Raw genomic sequence first — 17,810 nt, 5'->3', positions numbered from 1 at the left:
TGTTGACCTCCAAATATTATGTTTTATAATTATCTTCAATTTTAATTGTTATGCTGATTTTTACATATGATCATAACATCTGCTGATTTTGAGCGAATTGATACCTTCTTTTTATTATCCTTATCCATTCCAGCAAAAGCATTCTCTGTTTGACCCTTCTCATTTTCCACCGTAAAATCTAATGGTGCATCTGCTGATTGAATCCATTTAACAATTCCAGAATTACTTGTAACTACTCCTTCAATCTCATTCTCTTGATTCACAACTATACGGCTACTGTCGCTATTGATTCTTAGTTTATTTTGAAGGTCCCTTACAATGATTTCCCCCTGCAATGAGTCAATAATTGTACTTCCAATTTGATTCTCTATCACAGTATTTCCAATTTCATTATTTATAATAAACTCTTTTATTGCGGTATTTTGTATATCAATTTTTCCATGTATGCTTTTGATGTTCGCCTGATTCGAAGTGATATTTTCAACATTAATATAACCTTTTTCAGACACTAAGTTTAAATTTCCTTCACCACTTTTTATAATCGTCTTGCCAAGCCTATTATGAATATCAAAGACAGAATAATACTCATTAACTATTATATCGGCTTTTTTGGTTTGAACAGTTATCTTATTCGCATTTATATCTATTACATGAAATTCACCTTTTTCAATGAAAACATCTAAATTATCTGCATCAAGATGAACTATTTTTATGGTACCATCTTTTATATCTAAACGAAAATCTTTTACCTTTTTATCTTCTGGAAGATATAAAACTAATTCTGCCTTCTCCATTCTTGTAAATATATCAAATATGCTATTGGTACCCAAATTTAAATTCACTGTATGATCTTGGTCTTGTCTATTTTCAATTTCTTCATTTAGGTGTCGAATACTAGATGACTTAAAATATCCCTTCACTTCCATCCTAGCCTCTTGCCCTTTTGTAACTTGTACAGTTACTACACGAATCGGATAATCCGTATGTATCTTCATAGTAAATTCATTATTTGTTGGTAAACCAATTGTTTTATTATACTTAATCCCTTGATAAAACCAACGATTGGTTGCCGTTAACCAAGTGAAACCTATAATTCCAAACCAAAAAAAGACCTTCCCTACGTTTAGAATATTCTCCTTTCTTAATAAAGATACAATAATTCCAATTAACAGACTTGTGATTAAGATAGGTGTAAACGCTGCATGCTTTTCCACAATAGCTTCATATATTACATATACTATAAAATATACAATTAATATAGAAATTAATGTGATTGCAATATTTTTCAAAGTCCTTATAACAAATTTAAAATATTTTTTTCTGATCCTTGCTCTTTCATTTTTATAAATTCGTCTTACGTCTTCTAAAGGTATTACGTCTTTCTTAGCATTTAAAGCTGTTTGTATTCTTTGTTCCTCGTAAAACTCATCTACTATTTCATGGGGTGTTCCCAAGGATTCTAGAATTTCATCCTCACTTTTTCCGCTTTCTTGTTGAACTCGGATATGTTCTAAAAGATCTTCTTTCATCTCATAAAATGCCTCTATATCAAGCGGGAGAAAAAGGGCTTCCATCTCAAGAAAAAACTCCTCAATTTTGCTCATTATCTTCTTCCTCTCTTATCTTAGCAACATCTTTAATAAATATTTTTTATCTCTCTTGTACGATCCCTTTGCATCTATTTCATTGTAACCTATCTTCGATATTTTTTCTACCAATTATCTACATCTTTATACTCGTTTCGACTAAAAAAAGCCGTTACTAGCAGCATTTTATACTATTTCATATAAAATACCATCCCATAACAGCTTCTTTCTTATATTCTTTATTTTATATATAACTCTTACATCTTAAATTCGATTTCTTTTCCATCGGAATAAGTTGCTTTAAACTGAAATTCTTTATATCCCTTATCTAAGTTTAATTTCGTTAAAATATGGTTAATAATCGTTGTTTGATTATTTTCTTTTATATCTAAGCCTTCAAGTATTCCTTCAATTTTTTCCTTTGCAGCTTTTCCTTGTATCTCTTCTTTTGTAAAATCATTTTGATACTCAGCCTTTATACTACCATCTAATTTAACGCTATATTCAAGTTCAACACTTCCGTTTTTATAATCAATGTTTATCTCTAATTCTTTTAAATTGGATTGTGTTACTTCTGGTGTTGTTGTAACCACTACATTCATATTTCCTTCTTGGTCTAAGCTTGGTTTTGAAGTTTCTGTATTTCCATTGTATCCGGATACACCAATGTAAGCATTTTGATATGTAGGTTTATTAAGCACTACAACTTTAAGGTTTAATTTGCTATTCTTTGCTAGTTTTTTTAATATGCCAACTGCTTGGTTGTAGTTATTATTAAAACGAGCTGCAATTAATTTTGCATCATTAGCACTATACCCAGCTGCTTCCCAAATTGTAGATTTTTTTAATTGTTTGTAAACGGATGAAGTGTTCTTATATGTTAGCTCAATTCCTGTTAATTCCTTTATGTCAGCCTTGGTTATTAAAGTAACCACTTTATACTTTGTAGAGGATACCACAATTGGTGTTACTTTTGATGTAGTTTCTTCTATTCCCGTAGTAGGTTTAACATTTTCTACTGAAGTTGATACGGTAATTGCTTTTGCAGGCGTTGTCGCTGTTACACCTACGTTTTCAGTTGATTTTACAGTGCTTGTTTCTTTTTGTTTTTCTGAGGATGGAGCAGCTTTTACTGCCACAACTCCGATTGATAATACAAGGACTGATGCCAGTACTGCACCTTTTAATTTATTTAATCTCATAGTTATTCTCCTTTGTGATGTTACTAATATCTGTATGTCCGTATTATATATTGAATAGTTGCGTAAGTCAACTTAGTGTGCTATCGTTGCATATGCAATATTGAGATTCCCTTTTTTTGTTCAATAGAGTTATTTATAAATATAATAAAATGTATCTCCTAAGCTAGGAGCAACTTGTATTCGATAATTCTCTATACTTCTTTATCAAAATTTCAATCCACGCGCATGCGTAAGGAGCGACTTGTCTGAGTGCCCTAAATCCGTTCAGTTTTGTATTTCAATCCACGCTCCTGCGTAAGGAACGACGAAGTTCTGGTATCACGTAATCTGCATCCATACCTATTTCAATCCATGCTCCTGCGTAAGGAGCGACAAAGACTATGTACCAAATGCAGCGCAAACAGATAATTTCAATCCACGCTCCTGCGTAAGGAGCGACTAGCTATGGTTTGATGCAAAGTTATATAAAACAAGGATTTCAATCCACGCTCCTGCGTAAGGAGCGACAACAACTGCAAATAAGTTTATGGTTTATCGTTGTAATTTCAATCCACGCTCCTGCGTAAGGAGCGACAAAAGAAAATTTGCTATTGCTTATGACCCAGCTAATTTCAATCCACGCTCCTGCGTAAGGAGCGACAATACAAGTATAACAAAGATATAAAAAAATACATTTCAATCCACGCTCCTGCGTAAGGAGCGACTATACATAATTAACAGCACTTAAAGTTTTTCCAATTTCAATCCACGCTCCTGCGTAAGGAGCGACTATAGTCACACACCATGCACGACCATAACCATCAATTTCAATCCACGCTCCTGCGTAAGGAGCGACCTGCACGTTTCTGTTTTTCAGCATAATAAACAATATTTCAATCCACGCTCCTGCGTAAGGAGCGACTAGCCCTTACCCTTACAAATACGTGTAAGGGTCTTATTTCAATCCACGCTCCTGCGTAAGGAGCGACGTTGTACTAGTTGTTTTAGAATTTTATAAGCTGTCTATTTCAATCCACGCTCCTGCGTAAGGAGCGACAATGAAGAGCATGACGAATTTATGAAAAGGTATAATATTTCAATCCACGCTCCTGCGTAAGGAGCGACGCTGCATTTATGGCAGCAAGCTTATATGAATTAAATTTCAATCCACGCTCCTGCGTAAGGAGCGACCTCCATCCTCTTTCTTGTATAAAGCATCATAAACTTATTTCAATCCACGCTCCTGCGTAAGGAGCGACAGTATATTGGTAAAAATCCAGTTGCAAAAGTAAAATTTCAATCCACGCTCCTGCGTAAGGAGCGACCATCAATGGAGTGTCTATGGCTTTTGGATCTTCGTGATTTCAATCCACGCTCCTGCGTAAGGAGCGACGTGCCCTCCCCTATAGACGGGGCTTGGGATGATGATTTCAATCCACGCTCCTGCGTAAGGAGCGACATAATAGTCAATGTGATATGCCTACACGCACAAATATTTCAATCCACGCTCCTGCGTAAGGAGCGACCATAACAGTTTTCTATCTCTTCTGCGCACTCTTCAAATTTCAATCCACGCTCCTGCGTAAGGAGCGACCCATCCGGTGCTCCTATCATTACATACTCTCTAAAATTTCAATCCACGCTCCTGCGTAAGGAGCGACATATTTGATAAACAAAATACACAACGATGCGTTATTTCAATCCACGCTCCTGCGTAAGGAGCGACAGAATAAGTGAAAAATTCTATGAAGGCAATTCGAAAATTTCAATCCACGCTCCTGCGTAAGGAGCGACTATGACAAAGTCAGAATTAGACACTCTCATTAAATTTCAATCCACGCTCCTGCGTAAGGAGCGACCTGACTCACTCATGATTTTATTATATTGTGCATATTTCAATCCACGCTCCTGCGTAAGGAGCGACTAACTCACCACAATAGTCAAAATCATTTCTTTTTATTTCAATCCACGCTCCTGCGTAAGGAGCGACATTTTTATGTTTATCCATTTTCCAGTACATGCTAATTTCAATCCACGCTCCTGCGTAAGGAGCGACGCACTCTATCCCATTCATCCATCAACGATTGTGGATTTCAATCCACGCTCCTGCGTAAGGAGCGACTCACATGCTTCTAACCATAGTTCTTCATCATTACTTAATTTCAATCCACGCTCCTGCGTAAGGAGCGACGTCCTGTCCGATTCCTGTCTTGTAAAACTTGCTTAATTTCAATCCACGCTCCTGCGTAAGGAGCGACAATTAAGTCCTCCATTTTACAATTCAATACCTTAATTTCAATCCACGCTCCTGCGTAAGGAGCGACTTGTTAGGACATGCTGACATTTCAGTAACAGAAAAATTTCAATCCACGCTCCTGCGTAAGGAGCGACTAGTCCGTCCCAATCCTCATCTTTTAAATACTCTTATTTCAATCCACGCTCCTGCGTAAGGAGCGACAGCAAATAACAACAAAAAATATCTAGAATTCTATATCATTTATATATTTTTTGCATAAAAATCTAAAAATAATATTAAAATAAAATATAATAACCATTTAAATAACACGCAAAGCAGTATAGAAATTGGTGCGAATCTCCAAGGAATTTATGATCACTTCTGGTTCGCACTAAAATAATAATGTACCTTCAATATCAAATGTTTCTTTAGCACCAATATGTTCAACTTTTCTTTTATAATTTTCACCTAAATAGTAAAATCGTAAGCTATCCTTTTCTTTATCTATAATTCCTTCAAGTATAGCCTTAACCTGACGACATTTGGCAGCATCCATAATACATTCAAATACCGAATTCTGTACTCTTTGACCATAATTTTTACATTGCTTTGCCACCATTCTCAAACGTTTTCTACCAGCTGCTGTTTCTGTATTTACATCATATGTAATAAGAACTAACATAAACACCTACTTCCACATAAACGGTGGGTACTCGTCAATATCACCTCTTAAGAAACGACTTAATAACATAGCCTGAACATAAGGTACAAGTCCCCATTCAACTTTTTCTTCTAAAAAAGGATGCAGTATCTTTTCTTGTTTTTTTGTTTGCCAAGCTGTTAATACAGTTTTCTTACAATCATCCGTCATTATAACAGCTCCGTTTTCCTTTTTTACAAAACCTTTTTCATTTACAATTCTCTTATTTATTAAAGATAAAACAAAACGGTCTGCAAATACTGATCTTAACTCTTCCATTAAATCTAGTGCCAACGAAATTCTTCCCGGTCTATCCCTATGTAAAAAACCTACATAGGGATCAAGACCAACTACTTCTAAAGCTGAAGCAGTCATATTAGCAAGCATGGTATAACAAAAAGATAATAAAGCATTTACATTATCTAACGGTGGACGTTTATTCCTATTTTTAAAATAGAATTTTTCTTTTTGTTGCAAAATTAAATCATCAAATACTGAAAAATAAACACTTGCAGCTTCACCCTCATACCCTCTAATAGCATCCAAACTATCACAAGTTGATATATAACTCATAGAATTCTTCAAATAAGCAGATGCCTTCTTTAACTTTTCAACATCAAGCCTTAAAGCATGATCTCTTGTGGCGCGCTCAATAATCCATCTAGAATTATAAATCTTACCAATGATAAAGTTTTTTGCAATCTTTGCACTATCGATTTCATTATCAGAAAAACGATACTGTGTTTTTCTAAGAGTAACATTACCTCTTACTTCTCCAGTAACTCTTGCAAGAAAACGCCCATTACTTGTCATAAAACATAACATAATGTTATTCCTTGCGCAAGCTCCCATGAGTGCTGGACTAGCTCCTGTATATCCAAATGTCACAATGCCTTCTAAATTATGTAGTGGCAGTCTTCCAATCTCTTGATTCTCACATATAATAACAACATTCTCACCATCTAATGCAAGATACCTATCAGGAGAGGTTACATATAATGTATTTAATAATTTTTTCATCCAACAATCTCCTCTGAAATTTTTGATTCAATATATTTCTTAGCAGATTTATTTTTACATAACTTAGGTATACATATATCCTTTAAAGAACAAGCATTACATGATTTCGTTAATTTAACCTTAGGCGTATAGCGTCTCTCATATATTTCATGCATCTCTTTAAAAGTCTTTACCACCTTTTCTCGCAATGTATTATCTATCTTCACTTCAATCCTATGTCTTGTTTCTCCATAATATAGATATCCCATATTAATTTCGCAACAAAGCATTTCTTCAAGACAAATTACCTGCGCTACAAGTTGAAGAATATCCACATCGTTTTCCTTAGGCTCACCCTTTTTGTATTCAACTGGATACACTTTATACAACCCTCTTTTTCCATGAAGTTTGATACCATTTTCATCTTTATGAAATTCAACCACATCACAGACTCCGTTGATACCTAAACTTCTTGAATATACTGCCATACCCCTTGAAATAATAATATCTCCACGTTTTTCTGTAATATTTCCATTATGCGCTCGGTTGTGAAATAAGTCTCCTTCTACCGTTCGAAGATTCTCTGCCCATTGTTGTTCAATATGTATTAGTGCCCATTGCCTTCTACAGAATTCAAAATGTTGTATACCAGATAAATTTAAATAATCATCCTCTTCATACATCATAGCATTTGTATTAACTCAACACCGTCTGGAATGTTATTCTCATTTATAATTACATTGTAATCACTGTATTTTCTAGGTGTTGCAACTTCATCATTTTTAGCTACTGAAATAGATTCAAACAATTTATGTGCTGGACAACATCCAAGTTCACTATTATGCTTAAATACAATTAAACTTCTAACTGACATTTTACCTCTCGCTGCTGAATGATCTATTTCAAACATATTTATTATTGCATCCCATAATAATTCTAAATCTTCTTCATTAAATTTTGTCGTTTTTCTTGCTAAATTCGCAGATACATATCCATCGGCACGATAAAGAGCATATGGAATAATGTGCTTACGCCCCATTTCTGTTTCTTTTTTCTTAGCATCTGCTTCTGTTGTAATTGCAACTCTAGTTATTGTAACTTCCTGTGGTATAATAGGATCTATACTTTTAGCAAAGCCAAGTTGAACAGGTCCCCTAACTTGTCCACAGTTTAACTTTGCTTTTACAAAAGTAGTCATTACAGCCCCAAAGGTTCTTATATCATAAAAATTTTGGCACATAAAATCTGCTATCTTTTCATCGATTTCACCCTTACTCTTATTTGCTTCTTTTTCATCAATTCCAAGATATGTATAAGCTTCTTTATCACTTTGATTTAAAGGTACTCCTTCTTTTATATAAATACGATATCCTTCGCTGTCCTCTTTCACTGTTTCTACATAATTACGAATTTTTCGTTTCAAGCAAACATCCGTCACAATCCCATATCCAGTTTCAGGATCAACTCTTGGCATATTTCCAGCATCAGGATCCCCATTTGGATTTCCATTTTCAACATCAAATAACACAGTAAATTCATATCTATTTTTAATTACATTACTCATTTTAAGCCTCCTCCTTCTTATAAAATGCATTTTTTTGATGATAATATCCTAATACGAAAATCCCCTGTTCTTCCAATGGTAATTGTTTTGGAAATGGATTCTCATTTACTGATAATAAGTCCATTACTCCCCTTATACGATTTTCACTATTCTTTCCATACTCGGCTTTTGAAATATGATGATTCGATAACTTTAATAGAATAGGAAAAACATTTGCTGGTGTTGCACAAGCTGATGTAAAATATCTATCTTTTATTGTTGTATTTATTCCTGGATTCGCATCCTGCTGAACTTTTTCCAAAATAGCAAATAATCTTCCCAATACATATGCTTTATTTGTACTTTCGTTATTTAGTGACAAAGTCAATACCTCCTTATATTTATTATAATTCTTACAGCGTGTTAGATAAGCCTTAATAATCCCAGCTTTATTATAGTTAATATTTCCTTCCGCCCGTATGCGAATCATCACCGCATGAAAAAGTTCAGTTGGATAAGAGCTACCTTCTAATATGGCACGCATAACAGATCCTGATAGTAATGGCGAGGCTGATTTATCTCTTGAGTTAGGCGATACTGTTTCATTTAGAATCCCCCATATAGATAGCCAATTCTTATCACTTTCGTATTGCTTTTCTATTGCCAAATTCTCATAATGCTTAATTATATTTTCTGTTACTTTTCCAAATGAATTTTGTATAAAAAATCTTACAGAAATTCTTGCAGCATTTGGTGATAATCCAAGAATATAAAATTGAACATTCTTATCAATACAAAGAGAATCAATATCAATTTTCTTACCTTCTGAAATTCTTTCTAAAATACCTCTTACTTCTTTCGCTGCACTTAAATCTACTATGTATTCTTCATCATCTGAATCTATCTTTTCTTTACTATGTGGTTCCAGCATAAAAGACATCATATCCTGAAAAATGGACTTCGGAGATTCTGCCCAGTATACAACAGTTGAATCACCAATCGTTAAACGATGAGCCTTATCCTCTAATAAATGATTAAGTACCGTTCCATAAGCAAAAGCAGCATATTCCGACACTGGTGAATTGAATCCTTGACTATCTTCATTCCCATAAGATTCATACGCTTTTGCATTGAAGGACACTAGAGAGTTTCCCATTGCTTGCCCTCCATTAATCCCTTTAATAATTGGGTGAAGCCTTGCAATAGCTGACTTTTTTCCAGTGACAAGACAGTTTTTTATAACCGATTCTGTAGAATTTTTATATTTCATCCAAGCTCTTTTAATCTCTTCATTTTGATGTACATAGTGGCTCATATTATCTACTATAAAAACAAAATTAGCACCACCATATATGTCATCTAAATATTCTCTTACGATTCCATTATCTACAGAATATCTTACATCCCAATTATTTAAAAAATTGATAACTGCTCTTGCTTCAATGCAATCTACATTTCCCAAGATATCCATATGTAACTTTTTAAACGCTTCAAAACATTCTATGGAACGTTTTGGCTTCCCTTTGTTGTCAAACCCAAATACATAACTTGAGTTATCACACAAAAAATTAGGCGACACTCCACTTGATCTTGTAACTGGCTCCGGAACAATCATGTTTTGTGCTACCAATTTTTTAGTAGTCTTACTCGGCACTTTAAGGGGTACCATATTTAACAATTCCCCTTCTTTTGAAATATTAAGAGCAAATGAGACTTTCACATTACCAAATCCTTGCTGTGGAATGTTATAGTCCTCATCCTCCGATAAAATTTCATAGTATTTTACCAATGACTGTAGTAACATCCACCTCACCTCACAATATCTACATCTGTTAAATCTACTACTCCGTTTTTCCAATATGCACGAAAAAACATTGGTGTAATATTTTCAGACTCACTAAAATTCATGTCGTAAAGCATAAAACCTAGATCTCTTTCACCAACAATATTACTTTTCGGTATTTCATCATCTTCTATGATTCTAAAATTCGCTGGAAATTCTCTACATCCGAAATAAGGTTGATAAAACATCTGTCCTTTTCTCAAACGACGAAGCAATATGTTATAATGTTTTTCTGGCGTATCTTCTTCCCCTGCTTTCTTTGTCATTTCAAAATGAGCTTCAATAACGTAACGCACATTCGTTAAAATCATAGATGCTCGCTGCTGTATTGTATCTTTTGTGTTAATATAAGCTCTAGAAACTTCTATACCACTCATTAATTTTTTCATATCCGAAGCCAAGATTTTAGCACTTACTTCATTTCTTCTTATATTTTTAAACTTTGGTTCATTGATTACATGTATTTTATCTATAACATAATGAATCGCTGGTTTCCAATAAATTGCCTCTAATATCCCTCTTGCAGCAGAAGGAGTTATAATATCATAACTTACACGTTCCACCTTAAATTCTGGCCTGCTAAACAGTGCATAATCACCAAACAATTCCACCTTAAATCCATAACCCATGTTATCACCTCCTTTCAATGATTTAAAGTAAGTTCATTTAATAAAACAATCCAACTCCAGATTTGATTTCTATGTTTATCCCCATCTCTTCGCTATAATCTTCCATACTCCTAAGTACTGCAATATCTTTTTGCACTAATTCTATCTTACCTGCCCCATACAAATTGTTATATTCACGTTCATAAATATTAACCGTATAACCCTGTAATGATTTTAATATCTCACCGATAAAGTCAACATATCTTAATTCATTAATCTTCCTAACCGCAAGGCAATCAAATGGAATAATAACAGAAACTGTATTCTCTTCCATTAATTTGAAGTCTCTAGCAATATCCTCAAATGGATAAGTAAATGCTTCATCAAAACTTTTAACCTTTTTAGGACATGCTTCATTTATACGCTTTATTATATCTTTATTATCCAAAGATTCTTCCCCATTATAAAAATATAGTTTATCAAAATACGATTCAATTGCTTCTGGTGAAGTAATATCTTTGTAATCGCGTATAATCTTTTTCGTTATCTCTATTGGAGCTTTAAAATTTAAAGGCTGATTTTTTGTATATTCATCATCTGCTTCAAAAATATGTATTTCACCTTGAGTCAAATTACCATTTTTATCTCTTAACTTTCCTTCTCTATTTCCTCTTCCTGCTGACTGGATAATAGAATCAAGCCCCGCAAAAGCCCTGTAAACCCTCGGAAAATCTACATCAACACCAGCTTCAATTAGTCTCGTTGAAACTACCTTACACGGTTTATTTTCTCTCAATCTCATTCTAATCTCATCAATTACTTGCTTTCGATGCTCTGGACACATTAGTGTAGATAAGTGAAATACACCCTCACCTTTTAACATTGAAAATAAGCTCTTTGCATGTCTTCTTGTATTAACAATAGTTAGACATTGATATAATTCATTCATTTCATTTGCTAACTCTTTTGTTGTAAGTAATCCTCTATTAATTATAGTTGTACGTTTAAATAATTCATATAATTCTTTCGTATTCTTACATATTTCAATCGGTCGTATCTCTCTTGGAAACATATTTGTAAGAGAAGGCTGTGTAGCAGTACATAATACAGCAGTACAGTTATAATTAATAACCAATTCTGAAATTGCTTTCGTACATGCTTTTATATATTCCAACGGTAGCATTTGTGCCTCATCAAATATAATTAAACTGTTCGTAATATTATGTAATTTTCTTGATCGAGTTGTTTTATTTGAATAAATGGACTCAAAAAATTGAACGTTCGTTGTTATAACAATTGGCATATCCCAATTTTGCGATGCTAATTTCTTAACATTATAAAAATCATCATCTTCTGAATTAAAATCATAATTAGAATGATGTTCTAATATAACATCAGGCCCAAAAATATCAGAAAAAACTTTTGCTGTTTGTTCAATAATATTAGTATAGGGGATCACATAAATAATACGATTCATTTGATTTTTAATCAGATGATTTAACGAAAAAGCCATGGAAGAAAGTGTTTTTCCTCCCCCAGTTGGTACCGTAAGAGTATATAAACCTCGTGGTAAATAAGCTTTTTCTATACAATCCTGTAAAATCTCCTGTCGTTTTACATTTATAATACCATCATTTTTTTGAAGATGTTTTAAGCATAAATTCAATTTATCAAGCATTTCTTCAAAATCATAATTGACAGTTCTATTGATGTTCCCATTGTACATAAATGCTTCGGTATCTAAATAATCAGCATCTGTCAAACAAGAATGTAGCATCTTTATAAACATATAAAAGGTCATACCAAAATCATTGGAATCATAAATCTTTAAGTTGGGCGGTGTGTCATATCTTAAATCCTCTATTTCAATTTCTTTCATGAATGCATCAAAATTCGGAATTTTATAATCCTTAGATAACCTTGAACAAAGTGTTCTTTCTCTATCTATATCAGAATAAGTGCCATGATTTAGAAGTCCCCCATGATGTCCAGTAATACAAAAAGACAATATCTTACCAAAACGAGATAAATCTTTAACAACTCTGGCTCCAGCAGTAGAATGGTCACAACGCTTACCATCATTACGAATCCTTTTTTGAAATGCTTCTGAATACTTACCTATATCATGGAATAAACCACATAAATACGCATAGTCACTATTATTAAAATCCTCAGCAAATTTTTTTGCAATTTCTGCAGTATTTTTAAGATGTACTATTAAATCTTGTTCCGTACCATCTTCTCTTACATGAGCTAGATAGTTCATTAAAAACTCCTTTATTTTATATTTTTTCTTAAAAAATTACTTAAGTTTAAATTGGTTGTTTATATTCTATAATAGTTCAAACATTCTATTTATTCAACAATATTTTACATTGTTTTGGAACTTAATTACAATAAACACAATTATTTTCTATATTTAAAACTATTATTTTTTTAATCTGGAAACTAAATATTTCATTTCATTTTCCATTTTCCACCTGTTAATAATCAATATGATTCCAAAATTAACCTTGCCAGAAACAAATTCTACAGATTATAATAAAAATAAATTACATATTTAATAAAAAACTTTCATTTTATTTTAATCATTGGCAATTATAATTCTATATAAGGAGGTGTTAAAATTGCGAATATTAGTAGTTGAAGATGAAAAAGATTTAAATAATGTAATTACAAAAAAATTAGAAGCAGTACACTACAGCGTGGATGCTTGTTTTGATGGTAAACAAGCACTAGAGTATATCGAGTTAGCAGAATATGATGCAATTATTTTAGATATCATGATGCCTTTGGTAGATGGTATTCAAGTACTTAAAAAAATGCGATTAGCAAAGAATAATACTCCTGTTCTTCTGTTAACCGCAAAAGATAGTATCGAGGACCGAGTGGTAGGACTTGATGCTGGCGCTGATGATTATTTAGTGAAACCATTCTCATTTGAAGAGCTCTTAGCAAGGCTTCGTGCAATGTTACGACGTGCTTCAAATAATACAAGTAATTGCTATACCCTTGCCAATTTAACAGTAGATTGCGATACCAGAACGGTATTTCGCGATGATGTTGAGATATCTTTATCCAGTAAGGAATTCTCTATTTTAGAGTACATGATTCGAAATAGCGGAATTGTTCTCTCTAGAGATAAAATAGAACAACATATTTGGAATTACGATTATGAAGGTGGTTCTAACGTTGTTGATGTTTATATAAGATATCTTCGCAAGAAAATTGACGATAATTATTCTCCAAAATTAATTCATACCTTACGTGGTACTGGATATGTATTGAGGGTGAATGAATGAAGCGATTATCAATTAAATTTAAGGTAACCTTATGGTACACCATTTTTATGACGATATTAGCGATTCTTGTAATCTCGCTTTTATTTAAAATGAGTAATAATCAAATCTCATCACTATCCCAGAGAAATCTAACAGAAGTGGTTTTAGATAGTTTAGAGGATATTAGATATGATGAAAAAAACAATAAATTAGTTTTTGATATAGATTTCTTTGAAGATGAAGTTTATCTGTCAGTATATGATATGAATCAATCTCTTATCTATGGACGGGTTCCCCGTGACTTTCTTAACAATGTTGATTTTACATCAGAGCATATACAGACAGTAAATGATATGGGTATGGAATGGTATGTATACGATATTTTAGTTGAAGTAAATGGTTATGGTAATGTTTGGGTTCGTGGTATTACTTCTATATCTTCCGCCGGATCCGCAATGAATACTATGATTCATTTATCTGTGATTGTATTTCCATTTCTTGTGTTATTCATCGCTGTTGGCGGTTATTTCATTACAAAAAAAGCATTTCGCCCTGTAATGCAAATTAATGATACTGCAAAAAAAATCAGTGATGGAAATGATTTATCTAAACGCATTCAATTAGGAAATGGGACAGATGAAATTCATCAACTTGCGCACACCTTTGATGGTATGTTAGATCGTTTACAAACGTCTTTTGAAAGTGAAAAGCAATTCACTTCCGATGTATCCCATGAATTACGCACACCGACATCCGTTATTATTTCACAGTGTGAATATGCACTAGAAAACGCAACTTCACTAGATGAAGCTAAGGAAAGCTTATCTATAATACTTGGACAATCTAAAAAGATGGCTGGACTTATATCGCAATTACTCACGCTGGCAAGAACGGATAAGGGAACACAAGCATTACACTTTGAAGAGGTAAACTTAAGTGATATTTTAGAGGTTGTTGTTGAGGACCAAAAAGACTTGGCAAAAGGAAAAGAGATTTCTATAAAAACAGAGATAGAACCTGATATTATGTATACTTCTGATGAAACAATGATAATGCGATTATTTATTAATCTCATTTCAAACGCCATAACTTATGGAAAACACGGAGGGAACATTTGGGTAGGCTTGTCCTTAAAAGGCTCGACCATCATCGGATATGTCAAAGACGATGGCATTGGTATTCCCAAAGATAAAATTTCGAAAATATGGGATCGTTTTTATCAAGTTGACCCATCACGTACTTCAAATAAAGAAGGTGGCATCGGACTAGGCCTTTCTATGGTCAAATGGATTGTGAATGCTCATGGTGGTACCATCGAAGTAGACAGTGTTTTAAATGAAGGTTCGACATTTACATTTAAATTCTTTAAATAAGAAGTTTATCTTATGCTTGATGTTAATCATGATTTTAAAATTTTTTTTCGTTTTAATTTTATTTTAATTTAAGGCAGTTATGATAGATTCATAATCAAAAAGGAGGAATTTAAAAATGAAAAACAAATTATTAATGACAGCACTAACATTTGCAACCGTATCTGCAGCTCTTGTAGGATGCAATGGTTTAAACGATAATGTAGCTACTTCTAATAACAATCAAACTGTAAAAAATACAGTTACAGATAACACAAATAATAATGGAACTACAACTGATTCTAACAATCTTATCACTGAAGATGAAGCTAAGAAAATTGCGCTAGAACATTCAGGTATACAGGAATCAGACATCACTAATTTTAGAATTAAACTAGATACCGATGATGGCATTAAGGAATATGAAGTGGAGTTTCTTTCAGGAAATACTGAGTATGATTACGATATAAACGCTATTTCTGGCGAAATTATTAGTTTTGATAACGATGTTGAAAATGATTTTAATAGCAATTCTAATGATACTTCAAATAGCAATAACACTTCAGGGGATGCTAGTAACGTAATCACTGAGGATGAGGCTAAGAAAATCGCTTTAGAGCATGCAGGTCTTAAAGAGTCAGACATTACTAATTTTAGAATTAAACTAGATACAGATGATGGTATGAAAGAATATGAAATAGAATTCTACTCTGGTAATACAGAATATGATTACGATATAAACGCTATTTCTGGTGAAGTTATCAGCTTTGATAACGATATTGAAAATGATTTTAATAACAATTCCAATAACACTGCTGATAATTCTAATGAATTAATCACTGAGGATGAGGCTATGGCAATTGCTCTTAAAGATGCAGGTATTAACGAAGCTGATGCTACATCCCTTAGAATTAAGCTAGATACAGATGATGGTGTTAAAGAATATGAAATAGAATTTTATACTGCAGATAAAGAATATGATTATGAAATTAATGCAAGCACTGGGAATATTATTAGTAAGGATGTAGAGAACCTTAAGAATAATTAGAAGATTATATTCTAAATAATTTAGCAAATACAAATCCCAAAATGCTGTAAAGGACTCTTCCGCCCTTTATGGTATTTTGGGATTATCTATAACTTTTCTAACTTATTTTGATATTATCTTCTTTATCATTGAATGTAAGATAAGATAATGAGTTAATTTAAAGAGATAGTCACATATTCCCCACCAGGATAAAGTGTAGAGGAATATAATCTTTTTATCTGAGGGATTGCTACTCCAGATGGTTTATCGCTTAAATCATACTCTGTACCAGAAAATATATATGCCTTTTCTGGCGTATACACAATAACATCCTCTTTATTTCTACCAAACAAATCCCCATGCAAAACATATCCATCCGCACCAAACTCAACAACTATATTACCATCGCCATCATAAAGTGCAGGATTAACTCCTCCCCCTCTACGATATGCTAATATATAATCGTCTCCATCACCGTTCCAATTTCTAAGGGTATCAACAATGGTTAGCCATCCTTTTGTTTTTCTATCCTCTTTCCAAACTTCCCTTCCCTTAAAATCAATTAAAAACATTCCATCTTTGCCATCCCATTGCCCTTTATATCCATCACCACGAACGATTCGATCTAGTCCAGCAATCATTAATCCTGGCTCATTTTTTTTAAATTTACCTAAGGCAATGTGCTGAGATTCAATGGATCCTTCATATCTCCAAAGTTCATTTCCATCAATATCATATAAACAAGTAACGCTACCACCAACTGCAATCTCTAATTTACCGTCACCATTTACATCCCCAACCCATAAACAATCCGCATGGTCATCCAAATCTTTGCAAGACCATAATATTTTTCCATTATGATCAAGTAAATCATAGCCTGCCATTACTTCATCAAAACCATCGCCATTTACATCATACACCCATGGAAAATGTCCTAAGTTTCCATCATGAGTCCATAAGAGATTAAAATCCTCATCAAGGGCCCACATTTTATGGTATCGATCCTTTAAAATAATATCAGATGGACGTTCTTTTCCTTGTAAATTAGCTATGATGATACAGTCATGTGCCTCTTCTCCTGGTAAATCAAAACTCTTTTTTACCGTTCCATCCATTCCATCAAGGATAAGGAATTTCTTGTTCATAACACATAAAATTTCTAATTTTCCATCCCCATCAATATCATAAATCTGTATCGGGAAATCAGAACCAAAACCACCTGGCGTCTCCTCTGGCGTACCTGTTTGCCATAAAAGAATTCCGTTTAAATTATAGGCAGTTACACAGGTAATCTGGTGGGGCACATATCTATCATCTATATTAGAATCTGCCTGCCCAAAGATAAGCTCCATTCTACCATCGCCGTTGATATCACCTAATAAACCTTTTCCATTGCCAGCAGCCGTAATATCGATAGTTCCAATTAATTTTGCCTCCATAAAATACCTCCAATATTT

Annotated in this window: 13 protein-coding genes and 1 CRISPR repeat array; of the genes, 3 read left to right on the top strand and 10 right to left on the bottom strand. The window is 33.3% G+C overall.

What is annotated here, in order from left to right; all coding sequences use genetic code 11:
• Window positions 1-41 precede the first annotated feature (41 nt).
• From BN4220_RS12495 to BN4220_RS12455, 9 genes are all read right to left on the bottom strand, one after another.
• Window positions 42-1,604: a DUF4097 family beta strand repeat-containing protein gene (locus BN4220_RS12495; RefSeq protein WP_066716742.1), complete on the bottom strand. Its 1,563-nt coding sequence runs from the start codon at window positions 1,602-1,604 to the stop codon at window positions 42-44.
• Between the two features lie 239 nt (window positions 1,605-1,843).
• Window positions 1,844-2,788, bottom strand: coding sequence for a YusW family protein (locus tag BN4220_RS12490; protein ID WP_066716739.1), 945 nt, complete (start codon window positions 2,786-2,788; stop codon window positions 1,844-1,846).
• A 209-nt stretch (window positions 2,789-2,997) separates the two neighbouring features.
• Window positions 2,998-5,225: direct repeats of the CRISPR family, unit length 32 nt; unit sequence ATTTCAATCCACGCTCCTGCGTAAGGAGCGAC.
• A 169-nt stretch (window positions 5,226-5,394) separates the two neighbouring features.
• Complete coding sequence (gene cas2 / locus BN4220_RS12485) at window positions 5,395-5,685, bottom strand: CRISPR-associated endonuclease Cas2 (protein ID WP_066716737.1); 291 nt, start codon at window positions 5,683-5,685, stop codon at window positions 5,395-5,397.
• Between the two features lie 6 nt (window positions 5,686-5,691).
• A complete protein-coding gene (gene cas1c, locus BN4220_RS12480; protein WP_066716735.1) occupies window positions 5,692-6,723 on the bottom strand; it encodes a type I-C CRISPR-associated endonuclease Cas1c in 1,032 nt (343 codons plus the stop codon).
• Window positions 6,720-7,388 carry a CRISPR-associated protein Cas4 gene (cas4, locus tag BN4220_RS12475; protein ID WP_066716732.1) on the bottom strand — a complete coding sequence of 223 codons (669 nt, stop codon included), beginning with the start codon at window positions 7,386-7,388 and terminating at the stop codon, window positions 6,720-6,722. Before cas4 ends, cas1c begins: the two co-directional genes overlap by 4 nt.
• Window positions 7,385-8,266 carry a type I-C CRISPR-associated protein Cas7/Csd2 gene (gene cas7c / locus BN4220_RS12470; protein ID WP_066716729.1) on the bottom strand — a complete coding sequence of 294 codons (882 nt, stop codon included), beginning with the start codon at window positions 8,264-8,266 and terminating at the stop codon, window positions 7,385-7,387. The genes cas4 and cas7c overlap by 4 nt, the downstream gene beginning before the upstream one ends.
• Before the next feature lies 1 nt (window position 8,267).
• Entirely contained in the window at window positions 8,268-10,049 is a 1,782-nt protein-coding gene (gene cas8c, locus BN4220_RS12465) for a type I-C CRISPR-associated protein Cas8c/Csd1 (protein WP_066716725.1), read from the bottom strand.
• 5 nt (window positions 10,050-10,054) lie between these two features.
• The gene (gene cas5c, locus BN4220_RS12460; protein WP_066716723.1) at window positions 10,055-10,717 is read right to left on the bottom strand and encodes a type I-C CRISPR-associated protein Cas5c; all 663 of its coding nucleotides are present in this window, start codon (window positions 10,715-10,717) and stop codon (window positions 10,055-10,057) included.
• A 37-nt stretch (window positions 10,718-10,754) separates the two neighbouring features.
• Window positions 10,755-12,962, bottom strand: a complete 2,208-nt coding sequence (locus BN4220_RS12455) for a CRISPR-associated helicase/endonuclease Cas3 (RefSeq protein WP_066716720.1) — start codon at window positions 12,960-12,962, stop codon at window positions 10,755-10,757.
• Between the two features lie 361 nt (window positions 12,963-13,323).
• Between BN4220_RS12455 and BN4220_RS12450 the strand changes: the two genes are divergently transcribed.
• From BN4220_RS12450 to BN4220_RS12440, 3 genes are all read left to right on the top strand, one after another.
• Window positions 13,324-13,998: a response regulator transcription factor gene (locus tag BN4220_RS12450; protein WP_066716710.1), complete on the top strand. Its 675-nt coding sequence runs from the start codon at window positions 13,324-13,326 to the stop codon at window positions 13,996-13,998.
• Window positions 13,995-15,350 (top strand): sensor histidine kinase, encoded by a 1,356-nt coding sequence (locus BN4220_RS12445; RefSeq protein ID WP_066716707.1) that lies wholly within the window; start codon window positions 13,995-13,997, stop codon window positions 15,348-15,350. Before BN4220_RS12450 ends, BN4220_RS12445 begins: the two co-directional genes overlap by 4 nt.
• A 115-nt stretch (window positions 15,351-15,465) precedes the next feature.
• Window positions 15,466-16,374 (top strand): PepSY domain-containing protein, encoded by a 909-nt coding sequence (locus BN4220_RS12440; protein WP_066716705.1) that lies wholly within the window; start codon window positions 15,466-15,468, stop codon window positions 16,372-16,374.
• Window positions 16,375-16,526: 152 nt separating this feature from the next.
• Here the strand turns inward: BN4220_RS12440 and BN4220_RS12435 are convergent, their stop codons facing one another.
• The gene (locus BN4220_RS12435) at window positions 16,527-17,792 is read right to left on the bottom strand and encodes an FG-GAP-like repeat-containing protein (protein WP_066716703.1); all 1,266 of its coding nucleotides are present in this window, start codon (window positions 17,790-17,792) and stop codon (window positions 16,527-16,529) included.
• Window positions 17,793-17,810: the final 18 nt, after the last annotated feature.

This window comes from Clostridium sp. Marseille-P299, from assembly GCF_900078195.1.
In the GTDB taxonomy this organism is placed as follows: Bacteria; Bacillota; Clostridia; order Lachnospirales; family Lachnospiraceae; genus Lachnoclostridium.
The sequence above is the reverse complement of the archived record's forward strand: the minus strand, read 5'-3'. Positions and strand labels throughout refer to the sequence as shown.

Coding starts and splice junctions, on each gene's coding strand:
- cas7c (WP_066716729.1), bottom strand. CDS start 8,266: ATGAGTAATGTAATTAAAAATAGATATGAATTTACTGTGTTATTTGAT.
- cas2 (WP_066716737.1), bottom strand. CDS start 5,685: ATGTTAGTTCTTATTACATATGATGTAAATACAGAAACAGCAGCTGGT.
- BN4220_RS12440 (WP_066716705.1), top strand. CDS start 15,466: ATGAAAAACAAATTATTAATGACAGCACTAACATTTGCAACCGTATCT.
- cas8c (WP_066716725.1), bottom strand. CDS start 10,049: ATGTTACTACAGTCATTGGTAAAATACTATGAAATTTTATCGGAGGAT.
- BN4220_RS12435 (WP_066716703.1), bottom strand. CDS start 17,792: ATGGAGGCAAAATTAATTGGAACTATCGATATTACGGCTGCTGGCAAT.
- cas1c (WP_066716735.1), bottom strand. CDS start 6,723: ATGAAAAAATTATTAAATACATTATATGTAACCTCTCCTGATAGGTAT.
- BN4220_RS12455 (WP_066716720.1), bottom strand. CDS start 12,962: ATGAACTATCTAGCTCATGTAAGAGAAGATGGTACGGAACAAGATTTA.
- BN4220_RS12495 (WP_066716742.1), bottom strand. CDS start 1,604: ATGAGCAAAATTGAGGAGTTTTTTCTTGAGATGGAAGCCCTTTTTCTC.
- cas5c (WP_066716723.1), bottom strand. CDS start 10,717: ATGGGTTATGGATTTAAGGTGGAATTGTTTGGTGATTATGCACTGTTT.
- BN4220_RS12445 (WP_066716707.1), top strand. CDS start 13,995: ATGAAGCGATTATCAATTAAATTTAAGGTAACCTTATGGTACACCATT.
- BN4220_RS12490 (WP_066716739.1), bottom strand. CDS start 2,788: ATGAGATTAAATAAATTAAAAGGTGCAGTACTGGCATCAGTCCTTGTA.
- cas4 (WP_066716732.1), bottom strand. CDS start 7,388: ATGATGTATGAAGAGGATGATTATTTAAATTTATCTGGTATACAACAT.